The organism is Magnetospirillum sp. WYHS-4 (assembly GCA_039908345.1).
Classification (GTDB): domain Bacteria; phylum Pseudomonadota; class Alphaproteobacteria; order Rhodospirillales; family GLO-3; genus JAMOBD01.
Map to the genome: position 1 here is coordinate 1 of JAMOBD010000034.1, position 16,214 is coordinate 16,214.

The 16,214-nt window shown below is 66.0% G+C and carries 16 protein-coding genes; 5 read left to right on the forward strand and 11 right to left on the reverse strand.

Annotated elements, in window-relative coordinates:
* A partial coding sequence (locus H7841_10830; GenBank protein MEO5337370.1) for a hypothetical protein occupies positions 1–246 on the forward strand: 246 nt, incomplete at its 5' end.
* On the forward strand, positions 243–626 hold the full coding sequence (locus H7841_10835; GenBank protein ID MEO5337371.1) for a hypothetical protein: 384 nt from the start codon (positions 243–245) through the stop codon (positions 624–626). The genes H7841_10830 and H7841_10835, both read left to right, overlap by 4 nt.
* Positions 627–1,145: 519 nt before the next feature.
* Here H7841_10835 and H7841_10840 read toward each other — a convergent pair.
* Positions 1,146–1,430 (reverse strand): hypothetical protein, encoded by a 285-nt coding sequence (locus tag H7841_10840; protein ID MEO5337372.1) that lies wholly within the window; start codon positions 1,428–1,430, stop codon positions 1,146–1,148.
* A 155-nt stretch (positions 1,431–1,585) separates the two neighbouring features.
* Here H7841_10840 and H7841_10845 point away from each other — a divergent pair, with 155 nt between their 5' ends.
* Positions 1,586–2,299, forward strand: a complete 714-nt coding sequence (locus H7841_10845) for an outer membrane beta-barrel protein (protein ID MEO5337373.1) — start codon at positions 1,586–1,588, stop codon at positions 2,297–2,299.
* 190 nt (positions 2,300–2,489) lie between these two features.
* On the opposite strand, the gene H7841_10850 is transcribed toward H7841_10845, so the two are convergent.
* The 6 genes from H7841_10850 to H7841_10875 form a co-directional block, all read right to left on the reverse strand.
* On the reverse strand, positions 2,490–3,611 hold the full coding sequence (locus H7841_10850) for a glutathionylspermidine synthase family protein (protein MEO5337374.1): 1,122 nt from the start codon (positions 3,609–3,611) through the stop codon (positions 2,490–2,492).
* Positions 3,611–4,165, reverse strand: coding sequence for a DUF1190 domain-containing protein (locus H7841_10855; GenBank protein MEO5337375.1), 555 nt, complete (start codon positions 4,163–4,165; stop codon positions 3,611–3,613). The genes H7841_10850 and H7841_10855 overlap by 1 nt, the downstream gene beginning before the upstream one ends.
* Positions 4,166–4,179: 14 nt before the next feature.
* Positions 4,180–4,581: a DUF350 domain-containing protein gene (locus tag H7841_10860; protein ID MEO5337376.1), complete on the reverse strand. Its 402-nt coding sequence runs from the start codon at positions 4,579–4,581 to the stop codon at positions 4,180–4,182.
* A 72-nt stretch (positions 4,582–4,653) separates the two neighbouring features.
* A complete protein-coding gene (gene der, locus H7841_10865) occupies positions 4,654–5,991 on the reverse strand; it encodes a ribosome biogenesis GTPase Der (protein ID MEO5337377.1) in 1,338 nt (445 codons plus the stop codon).
* A gap of 5 nt (positions 5,992–5,996) precedes the next feature.
* Positions 5,997–7,322: a PQQ-binding-like beta-propeller repeat protein gene (locus H7841_10870; protein MEO5337378.1), complete on the reverse strand. Its 1,326-nt coding sequence runs from the start codon at positions 7,320–7,322 to the stop codon at positions 5,997–5,999.
* 12 nt (positions 7,323–7,334) lie between these two features.
* On the reverse strand, positions 7,335–8,027 hold the full coding sequence (locus H7841_10875; protein ID MEO5337379.1) for a tetratricopeptide repeat protein: 693 nt from the start codon (positions 8,025–8,027) through the stop codon (positions 7,335–7,337).
* A gap of 196 nt (positions 8,028–8,223) precedes the next feature.
* On the opposite strand from H7841_10875, the gene H7841_10880 reads away from it, so the two are divergent.
* Together H7841_10880 and H7841_10885 are read left to right on the forward strand one after the other, a co-directional pair.
* Positions 8,224–8,418, forward strand: coding sequence for a hypothetical protein (locus H7841_10880; GenBank protein MEO5337380.1), 195 nt, complete (start codon positions 8,224–8,226; stop codon positions 8,416–8,418).
* Positions 8,405–8,923 carry a hypothetical protein gene (locus H7841_10885; protein ID MEO5337381.1) on the forward strand — a complete coding sequence of 173 codons (519 nt, stop codon included), beginning with the start codon at positions 8,405–8,407 and terminating at the stop codon, positions 8,921–8,923. Before H7841_10880 ends, H7841_10885 begins: the two co-directional genes overlap by 14 nt.
* A gap of 24 nt (positions 8,924–8,947) precedes the next feature.
* Here H7841_10885 and trpE read toward each other — a convergent pair whose 3' ends face one another.
* From trpE to H7841_10905, 4 genes are all read right to left on the reverse strand, one after another.
* A complete protein-coding gene (gene trpE / locus H7841_10890; protein MEO5337382.1) occupies positions 8,948–10,462 on the reverse strand; it encodes an anthranilate synthase component I in 1,515 nt (504 codons plus the stop codon).
* A gap of 1 nt (position 10,463) precedes the next feature.
* Positions 10,464–12,368, reverse strand: coding sequence for a SurA N-terminal domain-containing protein (locus tag H7841_10895; GenBank protein MEO5337383.1), 1,905 nt, complete (start codon positions 12,366–12,368; stop codon positions 10,464–10,466).
* 116 nt (positions 12,369–12,484) lie between these two features.
* Entirely contained in the window at positions 12,485–13,138 is a 654-nt protein-coding gene (locus tag H7841_10900; protein ID MEO5337384.1) for a hypothetical protein, read from the reverse strand.
* Positions 13,132–16,164, reverse strand: coding sequence for an SAM-dependent methyltransferase (locus H7841_10905; protein MEO5337385.1), 3,033 nt, complete (start codon positions 16,162–16,164; stop codon positions 13,132–13,134). Before H7841_10905 ends, H7841_10900 begins: the two co-directional genes overlap by 7 nt.
* Positions 16,165–16,214: the final 50 nt, after the last annotated feature.

Below are 16,214 nucleotides of genomic sequence, written 5' to 3' on the forward strand. Positions count from 1 at the left end.
CCGGACCCGGACGCGCCGTCCGGCCCGGCGGTCCCGGAGATCGCCGCGTCGCCCGTGCCGTCACCCGCCGCCCCGGCCAACACCGCCCCGCCCTGGGTCCTACCCTTCATGCGGCTCCTGAAGGGCGGTGCCCATGGCGACATCACGGCGGCCTGGCGGGAACTGCCCCGCCACCTCCCCGCCGGCGTTTCCCTGCCCACCCAAGAAGAGGCGGCCGAAACCATCGCCCGGCTGGGGCTGGCATGAAGGACGGCCTTTCCCTTCATCGCGGCTTCACCGACTGGTCATTGTGCCTGCCGCCGGAAGACCCCCGGTTTCTGGACGAGCCCTTGATTTGCGTCGATACCGCCAGCGACCTGGATTGGCGGCTTCGGCGCGAGGAGAAGTTCCAGAGCTGGCTGTACTTCCATGACCGGGCATCCTGGCGCATCGCCCATCGCCTCGCCCGCCTGATGGCGGCAGGTGGTGGGCGGGCCACGGTCGTTCAGCGCCGGGAGGCCGTCGACCTGCCGTTCATGATCATCGCTGACCGCCACTCGCTCACGATCCAACAGGCCGTGCCCTGGAGCCCCGAGGCCCCCTTCCCGCGCGCCCGTTCCCCCCATGGCCGCCGGCGGGTCGGATGAATATCTCCGGTTGAATTGCCAGTTCTGTTTCGGGAAAGTTGTCGTCAGTCTATTTCCCTGTTCCCGCGCCGCACAATGCCCTCTCCCGAGGGACGGAGAGTGGCGGAACGCAAGGGTTTCCGGCGAAGTCCGAAGAACTCTGACGCACTTTTCCGGAATTTCCCAGTTCGTCAGTGTTTCGGCGAACGGCCGGGAAGTGAAAAGCGCCCGCAAAATCGAAGCGAAACCAACGGCTGGCAAGGCCTTGAAGCGAAGCAGCGGCAACCAGGCTGCCGTTGGCGGTGCTGCAATGTCCGGCGTCCCGAATGCGGCTTTTCGTGGTTTACTGCAGACATGATGGCCTCCCGGCGCGGCCGGTTGTAGATGGCCCTCAACCTGGCTGTTTCCTAGGGCTCATCCCATCATATCCCGCCCCATCCCGCCATATCCCGGTTACTGCAGGTAACTGTGTCCCCGTACACCCTAGGCACCTGGAGGCTTTTCCGGGGGAGCGCCTTCGTGGACTAGTTTTGATGACAACTACTTTCCTCCCACCTTCGGCTTCCACTCCGTCTCCAACCGCTCCGCCTCGGCGACCTGGGCGGGGGTCATGAGCTTGGCGACAATGTCACGGGTCTTGCCGGCAGGTTCGAAGCTTTGGGCCGCAGCGACCACTGCCAATACCAGTTTTCGCATGGTCTTCTTTTCCCCCGTCTCCAGCTCACACGGCACCGGGCCGCGTTCAGCTTCTCGCGCTTCAGCCCCCTGGTCAATGTAGTCGTACGGGAAGAACCCGGTGCTGGTCGGCTTCATCTTGGTCGGCATGGTCACGCCCTCCCGGCCCATGAGTCCGGCCTCTCCTCCAATTGGATGGATGCGCGAGTATGCGGACAACTAGTTTTGTGGTTGACGTCATGGGTGGTGGTTATTAGAAAGTGTCTCACGAATACGAAGCATACCTAACGTCGTGGAGGAAGGTTGTGAGCATCAAGCGGATTGTCCTCGGCAGCTTTCTGTCGACTCTTGTCGCCGGGGCGGCGGCGTCGCCCGGGCAGGCCGATACCGGCATCTATCTGGAAGGCAAGGCAGGGGTCTCCTTCCTCGATGCCGACGATTTCGAGAATACCACTCATGTGGACCCCTCCATCAAGGCCCGGGTGAACGTCAAGAGCGAAAGCGAGACGGTGTTCGGCATCGGCGGGGCCGTCGGGTACAACTGGAAGCCGCGCCACAACGTTCCGCTCAGGGCGGACGTGGAATACATGTACCGCACGGCTCTCGACTACAGCCCCAATCCCACCTTTATCAATGCGGCGACTCCGACCCGGACCGACGCGGATATGAACAGCCATTCCCTGCTGCTCAACGGGTATTGGGATATCGGGTCCTGGCAGGGGTTCACCCCGTTCGTCGGGGCCGGGTTCGGCATGGCCTTCAATCGTACCGACACCGACGGCACGGTGATCGCGTCCGGGCTCAAGGAGAACTACACCAATACCAATATGGATTTCGCCTGGACCGTCGGGGGCGGCGTCAGCTACGCCATCTCGCCCAAGTGGACGCTGGGGCTGTCCTACCGCTACCTCGACCTGGGCGAAGCGGCGTTCGGCGATCCCAGCGCCACCGACGCGGAACTGACCGCGCAGAACGTCAGCACCCACGAGGTCCTGCTGGGCTTGCGTTACCAGTTTTGATGCCGATCTTCGGGACGGGGCGGACTGATACCGGTCAACACTGGAACTTGTTGGCCGGTATCGAGCGGCCATTAAGGCCGCGGCCAAGCGAGCGGAGCGAGCGCCCGGCGAGGGACCAGAAAAAATACCAACCGGTCATTGGCCGGTTGGTATGACAGGAAGGGCGCCCTTCGCGGGGCGCCCTTTCGTTTCAGCGGAACAGGTGCGGCAGGAAGCGGCTGGAATTGCGGGTGATGGCGCCATCGTCCTCGCGCCAGCCTAGCCCGCAGGCCTTGTCGCCCACCACCCAGACACCGGCCACCGCATGGCCCGCCGCCGAAGCGAAGAGGGGATGCCAGGCTTGGTAGACCCAGCCTTCCTCGCCGTAAGGGCCGGGGGATTCTTCCAGCAGCATGCCGTTTTCGTCCAAAATCGCCACGTTGCCGCCTTCCCGGCCCCAAAGGGGCTTGCGGACGGTGCGCCCTTCGATGGCGCCGGCCTCGCCGGAAGCGGGCAGCAGGTTGGGGTGGCCGGGGAACATCTCCCAGAGCAGGGCTAGAATGCCCTTGCCGGAAAGCAGCACCTTCCAGGCCGGTTCGACGAAGCGGGTATCGGTGCCCCCGACGTGGTTGCCGAATTCCTCGCGCAGCAGCCATTCCCAGGGATAGAGCTTGAACAGGTTCCGGATGGGCTGGTCTTCCCCATCGACGAAACGGCGGCCGTCCCAGCCGATCTGTTCCATGGTCAGGACCTTGGCCGCCAGTCCGGCTTCCAAGGCGGTGGCTTCCAGGTAGCGGAGCGTTCCCTGGTCTTCGGAATGGCCGGCCGAGGCGGCCAGATGCAGGCTCTCGCCCAGGTCCATGGCCGCCCAGCGCTCCACCAACGCCTCGTGTATCCAGTTGAACTGGTCGGCATCGGGAAAGAGGTCCTGCAGCCATTGCCATTGGACGACCGCGGCCTCGAACAGGGCCGTTGGGGTGTCGGCGTTGTATTCCAGCAGCTTGGGCGGCCCGTCGCCGCTCCAGGCGAGATCGAAGCGGCCGTATAGGTGGGGATCGCGGCGGCGCCAACTCGCCTCGACGATGGCCGCCACGGACTCCGGAATGCCGATCACTTCGTAGAGGCCTTCCGCCACCACCCGCGCGACCGCCTCCAGACAAAGGCGGTGTAGCTCGTCGGCGGCATCCTCCAGGCTGTCGACCTGGGCGGCGGTGAGGGAGAAATAGGCTTTCTCGTCCCAATAGGGAGCCCCTTCGAGGGTGTGGAAGTCGAACCCCAGGGCCTCGACCTTGGCGGCCCAATCCGGCCGGGGGGAAAGGGCGTGCCGGTGCATCACGAGGACGAGGAACTCGACAGCGACCGACCCGTGCTGCCGAAACCGCCGCGCTGCACGGTGGGCGATGCTGCGGCCTTGCCGCCGCTCCAGCCGGTGCCGCTGCCCGAATAGCCGCCGGTCCGCTGCTCCTCGCGCTTGGGCGCGATGTCGGGCAGGGGACGGCCGCCGGTGTAGGAATAGCCGTAGCGGTCGCGATAGACCGGGGTGGCCGCCGCCATCTGGCTGCCGCCTCCCATCATCTTCCCCATCATGAAGCCCGCCAGCGCCGGCATGAACCAGCCGCCGCCCGACTGGGCCGGAACGCACTTGCCGACGCCGTAGACCTCCTCGCAGGAGGCTTGGTTCTTGTGATGGGGGGCCGCGGCCTGGTGGGCCTTCTGCGCATCGGCGAAGGACTGGCGGCAGACGGCTTCGTCCTTGCCGTCGGCCACGCATTCCTCGACCGAACCGTAGATGCTGTCGGGAGGCTTGGGCTTGTCGTCGCAAGCGGTCAGTGCCAGCAGGCAGGCGCCGCCCAGGGCCAGGGTCGCGACGTGGCGGGAGCGCTTCATGGTCATCCCTCTCCTCAATAGGTCAGGGCGCCGGCATTGAGGATGCCGACCGCCACCGACAGGCCGCCCAGCATGATGCCATAGCTGACCTTGCCTTCCTCGATGCCGGCCTTGAATCCTTTGAACAGGAAGGTGGCCGCGGCGAAGGCCAGGATTTGGAAGACCAGGGCGATGACGCTCCAGATGGCCATGTCGGCCAGGTCGACGCTGTGGCTCATGGCGCTGGCGAGAGGGAGGGCGAAGCCGATCATGGTGCCGACCAAGCTGCAGCTTGCCGCCATGTTGCCCTCGCGGATCAGGCGGAATTCCTTGTAGGGCGTCACCCAGACATAGACCGCCAGCCCAGCGCCGAACAACCCCAGAGCCACGAGGATATAGGTGAGATAGACACCCATGTAGGCGAAGTAGGCGGGCATATCCGTGGCCTCTCCCTGCTGTCCGATCCGGCTAGGACTCTACCGCCGGACCGGCGGCGGGGCAAGCGCCGCTCACCGCTCCGCGAAGGGATTGCCGCCCTTGCGGGTTTGCAGCCGAAGAGGAACGCCAGGCAGGTCGAAGGCCTCGCGCAATCCATTCTCCAGATAGCGCAGGTAGGCATCGGGCAGGCCGTCGGCCTGGCTGACGAACAGCACGAAGGTGGGTGGCTTGGCCTTGGCCTGGGTCATGTAGCGGATCTTTACCCGGCGGCCCTTGACCAGCGGTGGCGGGTGGTGCTCCAGCACACCTTCCAACCAACGGTTGAGCCGTGCCGTGGCTATGCGGCGGTTCCAGACCTCGTGGATGTCCATGACCTTGGGCAACAGCCTGTCGAGGCCGCGCCCGGTCCGTGCCGAAAGCGTGACCACCGGCAGGCCCTTGGCTTGCGGCAGGGAAATTTCCAGCCGGTCGCCAAGCTTGGCCAGGGCGGCGCGCGCATCCGCGATCAGGTCCCATTTGTTGACCGCGATGACCAGGGCGCGACCTTCCTCGATCACAAGGCGGGCGATCTGCAGGTCTTGCTTTTCCAGCATGTCCTCGGCGTCGAGCACGAGCACCACCACCTGGGCGAAGCGGACCACCCGCAAGGTATCGGCGACCGAAAGGGATTCCAGCTTGTCCTCGACCCTGGACTTGCGGCGCAGGCCGGCCGTATCCACCAGTTTGATGGGGCGGCCCTTGAAGGACCAGGGGACGGAAACCGCGTCCCGCGTGATCCCCGCTTCCGGCCCGGTGAGCATGCGTTCGTCACCCAGCAGGGCGTTGACCAAAGTCGACTTGCCGACGTTGGGCCGTCCCACGATGGCGAGTTGAAGCGGTCCAGCATCGTCTTCGCCTTCGTCTTCGGGCGGCGGTTCGGCGCCGTGGGCGAGCAGGGCGTCGTACAGGTCCCCCAGACCCTCGCCATGTTCGGCCGAGACGGGCAAAGGATCGCCCAACCCCAGGGCATAGGCTTCGTGCAGGCCGGCCTGGGCGGCCTTGCCCTCGCACTTGTTGGCCAGCAGGACCACCGGCGTCTTGCGCCGCCGCAGCCATTGGGCGAAATGCTGGTCGAGCGGCGTGACCCCGGAGCGGGCGTCGATCATGAAGAGGGCCAGATCGGCCTCGTCGACGGCCCTTTCGGTCTGGGCCCGCATGCGGGCCTCCAGGCTATCGTCGTTGGCATCCTCGAAGCCGGCCGTATCCACCACGGTGAAGCTGAGATCGCCCAGCTTGCCTTCCCCCTCGCGGCGGTCGCGGGTGACGCCGGGCGTATCGTCGACGATGGCGAGCCGCTTGCCGACCAAGCGGTTGAACAAGGTGGACTTTCCGACGTTGGGGCGGCCTACGACCGCGACCTTGAATCCCATGGCCGTCAACGATAGGCGACGATATCGGCGTTGTCGGTCTGGAAATAGACCGTCCCCTCCGCCACCACCGGCGGCACGGTGGTTTCGTCGGGCAGTGGCTGACGGCCCAGGAGTTCCCCCGTGTAGGGCGACAGCGCCAGGGCGCCGCCGTGGCTGCCGACCACGATCAGGCGGTCGCTGACCAGTACGGGGCCGGCCCAGAGGAGCGGATTTTCCTTGTCCTGAGCGTCGCTGGCGTCGCGGTAGCGGGGCAGGGAAGCGACCCAGTGGATGCTGCCGTCCTTGCGGGCCATGCAGACCACTTCCCCGTCCAAGGTGAGGACGAACAGGTATTCCCCGGCGATCCAAGGGCTTTCCATGCCGCCGACCCGCTTTTCCCAGACCCGGCGCCCACTGCGCAGGTCGACGGCCACCATGGTTTCGCCGTGGCTCATGGCGAAGACCAGGCCGCGGTCGATGACCGGCCGGCCGCGAATGTGCGACAGGGTGGAAAGCTCGTCCGTGCGACGGACAGAGGCCAGGGACTCGGACCAAAGAACCTGCCCGGTTTCGACCCGCATGGCGACCAGTTCGCCCGACGAATAGGGGACCACGATAACGCCCTGGTCTTCGGCCGGGCTGGCGCCGCCCAGCAGGCTGGCTGTCTCGGCAATGCCGGTGTGGGTCCAAAGATCGCGGCCGTTGGCGGCGGCAAGGGCGTAGGTCTTGTTTTCCACGGTCACCGCGAAGACGCGTCCGCCGCGCACCAGGGGGGCCGCCCGCATGGGGCCGTCCAGATGGCGCCGCCAGATCTCCTTGCCTGTCTTGGCGTCGAGCGCCACGACGTCGGCGAAGCCGGTGGTCGCGACGATGCGTCCCTTCTCGTAACCGATGCCGCCACCGATATGGTCGTCGCTTTCACTCCTGGGCGTCAGGTCGACCCGCCAGAGGCGGTCGCCGGTCTTGGCGTCGAGGGCGGTGACCCTGGTCTCCGAGTCCAAGGCGAAGACCTTGCCTTCCGCCACGATGGGCGGAGCGACGATGCGCATCTCGTCGTTGGCCTTGGTGCCCACGCTGGACTTCCAGGCCTGGCGGAGGCTGTCGCCTACCTGGATGTGGTGCATGGCATGGTTGGCGAATCCGCCCGCCAGCGGCCAACTATCGTTGGGCGAGGGGGCGGGGAGCATGATTTCGACCCCCTGCGTTCCCTGATCCGGGTTCAGCGTGCGCTCGTGGGCCAGGACGGAGATGCGTTCTCCCGGAAGCTTGGCCTTCTTGTCGGTGTCCTTGAACCAATCGCAGCCGGCGACAGCCAGCGCGACGAGGGAGATCAGGGGGACGATGCGGCGCATGGGGCCCTCTCCTCAAGACTGTCCGAGGGTGACCAGAAGGTCGGCGGCGCGCTGGCCGATCCCGGACGGCACACGGGTATCCTTGCCCAGGGCTTCCAGGAGACCGCGGGCCTTGGCCTTGTCGCCCGACGCGAGGGCGAGCACGGCGGTCAATTCCCGCGCCGAATAGCGCCAGGGACTGGCATCGGCGGTGAGAGGAGCCAGACGCGCCGTCAGGTCGGCGGCCGGGGCGCTTTCCATTTCCTGCAACACGCCGAGGAGCGTGGCGAGGTCCCGGTAGGGGGCGTCGATCGCTCCGTCGGACGCGACCTTCCGGTAGGCGGCCGCGGCACCGGAGGCGTTGCCGGCGCGGGCCAGCAGGGCGGCCTCCTGCAGGTGGGCCAGCACGGCGTAGCCGGGGCGCGCCTTGGCGGCGAAGTCGGCGAAGGCCAAGCGAGCGGCATCGGCCTGGCCTTTGCGCATCAGGTCCTGGGCGGTCGCGAAGCTGCGTCCCTGTTCCAGGCGGGCCTGGGTATCGAAATGACGCCAACCCTGGTATCCCGCAACCCCGACCACGAGAAGCAGCGCGGCTCCGATGACGGCGTTGCCGTACTTCTTCCAGAGCTTGGTGTACTGCTCATGGCGAAGATCCTCGTCGATTTCGATGAGGAGGGCATCCTGTTCCGGATTGATGACGGGCTTGGACGGAATCTTGGAATCGGCCACGGCTTTCCCCCAGGGATCGGTTGGATGGCGCGTACCATACCGCCCGTCGCGCCACTTGGCAAACCCGGACGCAACGGCCTTCCCATAAGCCGGTCCCAGGAGGAATGAACCTCTCCTGAACAAGGGCTTCAAGGTGGGTTCCGCCGGTCGGTGGCATACCTCTCGCCAGCATCCACCGGATGAGAGGAGACATCCCATGTTCCGCAAGACCCTGACACTGGCCCTTCTCGGGTTCCTGCTGGTGGGCGGCGCGACCGTCGCCTACGGCACCTACGATGGGACCGGCTTCCTGTCCAGTTTGGCCACCGTGGCCGGCATGGGGGAGAACGGCAAGAGCGACAGCAAGCAAGAGCGTAAGCACAAGAAGGACCGCCATCATGACGACGACTAGGTTTTCCGGGCCTTTGGCGATGCGCCTCCTGCTCGCTTGGCACGGACTGTTCGCCGGTGCCTACGGCGTCGCCTTTCTGACCGCCGAAGGCATCGGGGCCCTGCACCGATTTGCCGGCTACGCCGCCCTGGGCCTCCTGGCTTTACGCTTGGCGGCCGCGATGTTGGCCCCTGAACGCAGTCCCTGGTCTTTGCCCTGGCCGACCGCAGTCCAGTGGAAGCCGTTCCTTGCCAAGCTGGGGCGGGGAGATATATCGGTCTTTCGCAGCCGCACGCCGCTGGCACCCTTGTCTGGGCTGGTCATCCTGGCCGTTCTGGTCCTGGTAAGCGTAAGCGGGCTGATCGCCGAGTTCTGGAAATGGGACGATATGCACGAAGGTGTGGCCGAGGCCTCCCTGGCCGCGATCCTGGTCCATATCGCCCTGGTGTCCTTGGGGCCGGCCTGGAAAGCGCTTGCCGCCGCACCGCGCGCATCCGAAGCCCGTTCCGCCGCTTCGGCCTATTGAGGGTGTCCTGTCGGGCGGGGGACTTTAGCCCCGCCCGGCGGCGAACTTGACGGCCTCTTCGGCTGCGCGGATCAGGGCACGAGCCTTGTTGCGGCTTTCCTGGTATTCGCCTTCGGGGCTGGAATCGGCGACGATGCCGCCACCCGCCTGGACATAGGCCATCCCATCCTTGACCACCGCCGTCCGCAACGCGATGCAGGTGTCCATCTCGCCGTTGGCGCCGAAATATCCGATGCAACCGGCGTAGATGCCGCGCCGTTCCGGCTCCAGTTCGTCGATGATCTCCATGGCCCGCACCTTGGGGGCACCCGAGACGGTGCCAGCGGGAAAACCGGCGAACAGAGCGGACATGGCGTCGTGGCGCTGGGTATCCAACGCGCCTTCGACGTTGGACACGATGTGCATGACGTGGGAATAACGTTCGATGGTCATCCGCTCGGTTACCTTGACGGTGCCGATCTTCGCCACCCGGCCCACGTCGTTGCGCCCCAGATCGAGCAGCATCAGGTGTTCGGCCAGTTCCTTGGGATCGGCCAGGAGTTCTTCGGCCAAAGCCTGATCCTGTTCGGGGCTGGCGCCACGCGGGCGAGTGCCGGCGATGGGGCGAATGGTCACCTTGCCATCGCGCACGCGGACCAGGATCTCGGGGCTGGAGCCCACCACCGAGAACCGGCCGAAATCCAGGAAGAACAGGAAGGGAGAGGGGTTGAGCCGGCGTAGCGACCGGTAAAGGGCGAAGGCGGGCAGGGCGAAGGGGACTCGGAAACGTTGGGACAGCACCACTTGAAAAATGTCGCCGGCCAGGATGTATTCCTTGGACTTCTCCACCATGGCGTGGAACCGCTCGCGCGTCATGTTGGAGGCCGGCTCGGGCATCTCGCCGACGAAGCCGGTGGCGTCCAGGCGCTGGCGGGGCAGGCTGCGCTCGAAGTCGCGCACCACGTCGGCCAGGCGCTCGCAGGCGGACTCGTAGGCTTCTTCCGGGCTGCGTCCGTCCTTGGGGCGGACCGGAGTGATGACGCTCACCCGGTCTTCGATGGTATCGAACACGGCCATGATGGTGGGCCGAAGGAAGATGCCGTCCGGAACCCCCAGGACGTCGGGCTTGGTGTCGGGAATCTTCTCGACCAGACGCACCGTGTCGTAGGCCATGTAGCCCACCAGGCCCGCCGCCATGGGTGGCAGGCCGGCGGGCAAATCGATCCGGGATTCGTCCACCAGCGCGCGGAGCGAGTCCAGGGTGCCCAGGGGGCAGGGCTCGAAGCCGTCGGCATCGACGCGGGCGCGGCGGTTGATTTCCGCCTTGTCGCCGAAGCAGCGCCAGATCAGGTCCGGCTTCAGGCCGATGAAGGAATAGCGCCCCCGCACCGCGCCGCCGGTCACCGATTCCAGCAGGAAGCTGTTGGGCTGGCCGTCGGCCAGCTTGAGCATGGCGGAAACAGGGGTTTCCAGATCCGCCACCAAGGTCGTCCAGACCACCTGCGCCCGGCCGGCGCGATAGGTCTCGGCGAAGGCGGCGAAGTCGGGAAAGGCCTTCATGTCACGACCGCGGTTCGTACAGTTTCTTGAGCCCGGCGTTGTTGATCGACACCGGGAAGCGCTTGCGCAAGGCCTCGGCCAGTTGCTGCGAGATGTCGTTGCGCATCTCGCCGGCCACTTGGGTGCGCAAGGCCTGCACGCCCGGCGCGTCGCCCGAGACGTCGGCTGCCTGGATTTCCTTCAGGCGGGCCACCAGGCTGCCGCCCTTGCCGCGGCCTTCGGCCACGTCACCGACCTTGAGTTCGAACAGACGGGCGGCCAGATCGGCCGGCATCTCCTTGGGCACGCCCACGCCCTCGCGGGTGAAGGGCCCGGCGACGCCGACGGAGTAGCCGAGTTCCTTGGCCGCCGCAGCCATGTCCTTGCCGGCCTGCACGGCGGCGGCCAGTTGGGCGGCGGTCTCGGCGGCCAGGCGGGCGCGTTCCGAGTCCTTCCATTGGGCGAGGACGGCGTCGCGGACCTGATCCAGCGGCTTGAGGGCAGGAGGCGTCACGCCGTCGACCCGCAACAGAAAGAAGCCGTCGTGTCCGGTCTCGACCAAGCCGCTGTCCTGATTGGGGCCCGTGGCGAAGGCGGTTTCCAGGAAGGCCTTGCCCGGCGGCAGGTCGGTCACCTTGGCACCGGACGGGTCGTTCCCCTGGGCGTCGATGGCGGCGATCTTCACCACTTTGGCGCCGAAGGCCTTGCCGGCGTCCTCGATGGTGGCGCCACCGCCCATCTTGTCCTCGATCTTGTTGGCCATATCGAAGAGGACCTCGGCGGCCTTGTCCCTGCGGGCTTCCTGGGTCACCTTGGCGCGGGCCTCCTCGAAGGTCGTCTGGCGGCCGGTCTGGACCGACACCACCTTGAGCACGTGCCAACCCAGCGCCGAACGGGTCGGCTGGACGATTCCCCCCGCATCCACCTGGAAGGCGGCGTCGGCGATTTCGGCCAGCAGATCGTCGCGGGTGACCATGCCGAGCGCGAGGGCGTCGGCCGGCTGGCCGGCGACGTCCTTGGCGACCTGGGCGAAGTCCGCGCCCTTGGCGACCATCTCGAAGGCCTTGCGGGCATCTTCCTCCTTGCCGAGAATCATCTGCAGGAGGTTCCGCTTTTCCGGCTCGACGAATTCGGCGGCGCGCTGTTCGAAGGATTCCTTGGCCTGGGCCTCTGTGATTTCGATGCCGCCCATCAGGTCGGCGGCGTCCAGACGCAGCACGGTCAGCGCGCGGTATTCCGGGGCGGTGAACTTGGCGGCGCTGTCCTGGTGGAACTTGGCCAGTGCTTCGGGAGCCGGTGCGGCGGGTTCGGGCATGGCGGCGTCGGCGATGCGCACCACCTCGGCGGCGCGGCGTTCGAAGCGATGGCGGAACAGGGCTTCCGCCATGGCCTTGGGCGCCACGGTCGGCCCGGCGTCGGCGACCATGCTTTCGAGGAACTGGGCGCGCGTCAAGTCGCCCCGCATCATGGCGACGAACTGATCCTCGTTCAGGCCGTTGTCGCGGAGAATCTGTTCGTAGGCGAAGCGGTCGAACTGGCCGGCCTTGTTGTGGAAGGTCTTGTCGGCGCGGATGCGGGCCGAGATCACGTCGTCGGGTACCGCGACACCCAGCTCATTCGCGGCCAAGGTCAGCAGCTTGCGGTCGATCAAGCGCTGCAGGACGACGCCGGCGATGTCGGCGGGCTGCAGCTTGGTCTTGTCGAACGAAGGGCCCAGAGCCTGCTGCAGGCGGGACAATTCCGCCTGGACCTCGTTGTGCAACTCGTTGGGCCCGATCTTGGCCGGCCCGACTTCGGCGATCCAGTCGATGCCGGCGCCGACGCGGATCATGTCCCCCACGCCCCAGGCGGCGAAGCTGAGGATCAAGATGCCGAACAAGATCTTGATGACGATGGACTTGGAATGGGTACGCAGGACATCCAGCATGGGGAGAGACCGATCCTTGGGTTCTTCAGCGGCGCGGCATCATAAGGGCAGCCCCCGCCCCCCGCAACGGCTTTGCGGGATTGGCCTGGGCCGGCAGCCCGAACGGGCGGGAGCAATCACGAATTGAGTCCGGCAGGCGACATGGGCAGAAGGATATGGCGAATCTCGAAATCGGATTCCTTGCCCTTGCGGCCATGGGACGACATATACCTTTGGACGAAACCGAAGGCACGCAAACGCGCCAGGGGACCGGTCAAGGACAACGCTTTGCGGTTGCCGGAAATGGCCGCATCGATGCTTCGGGCGGCAGCTTCCAAGTCGCTGTCCAAGACGTAGCCAACCATGATCCCGAGGGGAAGGGACTGGGCATACTGGGCGCTGAGATAGCGGGCCATCCCGCCTTTCACATAGGAGCTGGCCTGGGATTTCCGCCCATGTCCGGTATTGACGTTGAGCCGCTTGCACTCGAAGGCGACATAGCTGTCGGCGTCCTGGTTGAGGACGATGGCGATATCCAGGTAGCCCTTGATCGAGACGTCGCCCGAACGCTGCTCCGCGAGCAATTCCATCTGCGAGTGGATCGCGCCGATGTGCCGTACCACATGGTCCCGCTTCAGGCGGACAACCAGCCGTCTCGATATCTCGTTTTCGCGCGGGTTGCCGGGAAGGCCCTGGATGCAGGCCGGCCACAGCGCGGGAAGACGTTCCGCCATGCGGCATTCGACATCCTGGAAGCGCTTCAGCCAGGCGGTGGGATCGCCGATCAGCATGACGGCCCTTTCCGCTGCGCCCGGAAGAGTTCGGCGGCGATCTCGTCCGCATCGGCGAGTGCCGTGGAGCGCAGCCAATAGCGAAGGTGGGTCGGCTTGACGAGATAGAGGTCGCCGTCGATCAATACCCGCAGGTCGGGCATGATCTGGAAATTCCGTCCGGCGACGTTCGCCAAGTGGGGGGATATATCGGCCAGGACCTTCTCCAGTTCGCTGCCGCGCGGGGGCTCGGAATAGGCCTCGCCGCTATCCAGGCGCAGGCGCAGGATCGCCAGGTCCTTCCCCTTTCCGGCAAGGGTTACCGACAGGCGGGAGCCCGGTTCCAGCCAGCGTTCCAAGGCATGGCGCAGGGTATCGGCATAATGCCTGCGATCCGAGGGCTTGCAGTCCGGCCACAGGTCGGCCAATCGGTTTGTCCGCGGCTGGATGCGAGGGACCAGCCTTTCCATCGTTTCCTCGACAAGGACCGTTTCTTCTTCCGACAGGCCGAAGTAGCGGTAGACCAGCTTGTCCACCTCCGGAAGGATGTCTCCGGACGGCCGCAGCGGCGAATTGGCCTCGCGGATCGCCTCATCGACCCGCCCCACGATCTCGTCGAAGGCAAGGCTGGCCGCCTGGGGATCGGCGAGGTCGTCGGGCATGGGGAAGGGAAGGAGAAGAAGCTCGGCCTGGTGGATCTTGGAACGGTCCGCGCCCAGGTTCGCGGTGGCATGGAGGGCGAACCAGGCCGCCAGGCGGCTGTTGAGGATGGCCGTCAGGACCTTGGCCCGCGGCGCTTCCCCGTTCGGAAACTTGATGGCCTGGATCGAGTGTTGAAAAACTAGGTTCTGGGAGGAGTATGCGGCCCGTATCCGGCCGGTCTTCCGCTTGACCCCTTGCGGAACCAGCACGTGAGGGCCGATGAAGCCCTGCAGGAAGCCGGGACGATGGATACGGTTGTCCGACCTTGGGGGGGCATGCACGGGCGAAAGGGCAACGGGGGGCAGGCCCCTTGCATCGAAGTAGGGGTATCGCGTGACTTCGTCCTCTCGCTGCCATCTGTAGCCCGGATCGTTCAGCCTTCCGGCATTTGCCGGCTTGAAGCCCTGTCCGATGATCCATCCTGGCCGGGAGTTGCGGCGATGCGCGGGTGTATTGATGTGTTCGTCGATCAAATCCCTCATCCGGGGCAGGCTGGACAGGTACTGGAACAGCTTTTCGTCCGGCTGGCGCATCCAAAGCCGGCGCTTGAGGAGAGAGGTATCCTTCGCCACCAAGTCCGAGCGCAGTTGGCCGCAATCCCAGCGGCTGAGCGTCATGGTTCGCCTCAGCCGCAGCGAGGGATCGGCCTTGGGGCACCAGTAGTCGAAGCGATGGGGCGGGGTCGAAGGATCGTGCCGTCCGCAGATCAGGAGCGCCGCCGGCCGCTCCGCCCCTTCGAACAGCAGGAAGGCGAGATCGGCGAAGTTGACGATCCGGCGGATGGGGGCTTCCGTGAACAGCCTTTGGCGGGCCGCTACCGTGGTCGGTTTATGGTTGTGCAGCGTTGCCATGGCGGGGAGAAGAAGCCCGACCACGCCATCCGAAGAAACCGCGGTGCCGGCCTTCCACAGGAAGGCCCAGGCGATTTCCTTTTCGGGGAAGGGGAATTCATGTTCCGCGCACCAGGACGCAGCGCCTCCCGCTTCGTTCCGGCGGCCCTTCCATGGGGGATTGCCGATGACGATGTCGACGGCCGGGGCGTCGGGCTGGCGAAAGAAGCTTCCCGCCCGGAGCGTCCGGTTCCACAGGCGGGGCAGCAGCTTGCCTTTTTCCATCAGGGCACGGATATCGGGCACGGGCACCTGTTCCAGCAGGGCCAGGTAAAGGGAAAAGACCGCCACCCGCAAGGCGCCGCTGTCGATGTCGAAGCCACGAAGCCGCGAAGCGATATCGAGCAGGTCCTGCCACGAGGGTTCGCAGCCAGTCCGGCGACGGTTCTCGACCATCCGCTCGAACAGGCGAACCAGGAAGACCCCGGACCCGCAAGCGGGGTCCAGGGCGGTGCCGCTTTCCTTCTGCGCCGGAGTCAGGAACTCCCAGACCTGGTTGACCACCACGTCGGCCAGGAACATGGGGGTGAAATAGGCGCCGTCCTCGCGTCTGGCCTCCGGGGCGGCTTTCAGGAACCGGTCGTAGACGGCGCTGAGCAACGCGACGGGAATGTACTTGAAGTCGTAGGACGCGAACAGCCTTCCTTGTCTGAATGCCATGTCCTCCAGGCCGTCGCGGAAACGTCGGAGGATCTCCAGATGGCCGGGATCGAGGGTAACGGCAGGGCTGTCGGGGTCGAAAGAGCAGGGGGCCACGAAAAGGTCCCCGTTGAACTTTGGCCTGAGCCAGTCGAACAGAGCCGCCACGCAAGAGACGTCGCCGGTACCCAGCAGGGCGGACAGGGACTGGGCCCGGCCTGCGGAGACCTGCCGGAAGACGTCCGGCCGCAAGACGTCCCGGTCTTCCAGGTAGGCGACGAACATGGCCTGCATCAGCAGCGCCTGCGCCGCTTCCCGGGGCAGGCCCATGTCGGCGAGCCCATCGACGGTCATGCTCAAGTTGTCGAGGAGAACCCGGTCGATCCGTTCTTCCCGATCGAAGTGGCCCTTGTTGTCCGACCAGAAGCGCCCGGACTCTACGGAACGGACGATCTCCTTGAGATGCATGGCATCGCGGACGAGCTGGAAATTCCTGATGTGGGTGGGATCGGCGGCGCCTTCGTCCGCTGCCGGAGGGCGCCGCACCAGGGAATAGGCGCGCAGGACGTCGCCTTCGATGACCAGAAGCAGGCTCATCAGCCCCTGGTTCCACAGCGCGCGACGCACCCGGTCGATGGCCGAGGGATCGGCACGGTTCTGGACGAGGAAGCCGATGGTCGGCACTTCCTCGACGCAGAACACCGCCGCCAGCCCCAGTTCGGCGAAGGCGGTCCGGATCGCCACGCCATGGGGGCCGGCGAAGGGTTGGCTGCCGCGCAAGACAAGTTCCGGCTCCTGGCGGTCCAGGAGTGCCAATGCCTCTCGCCACTCCCGCGGAAATTGGGCCGTCATCGTGCCAGTCCCGT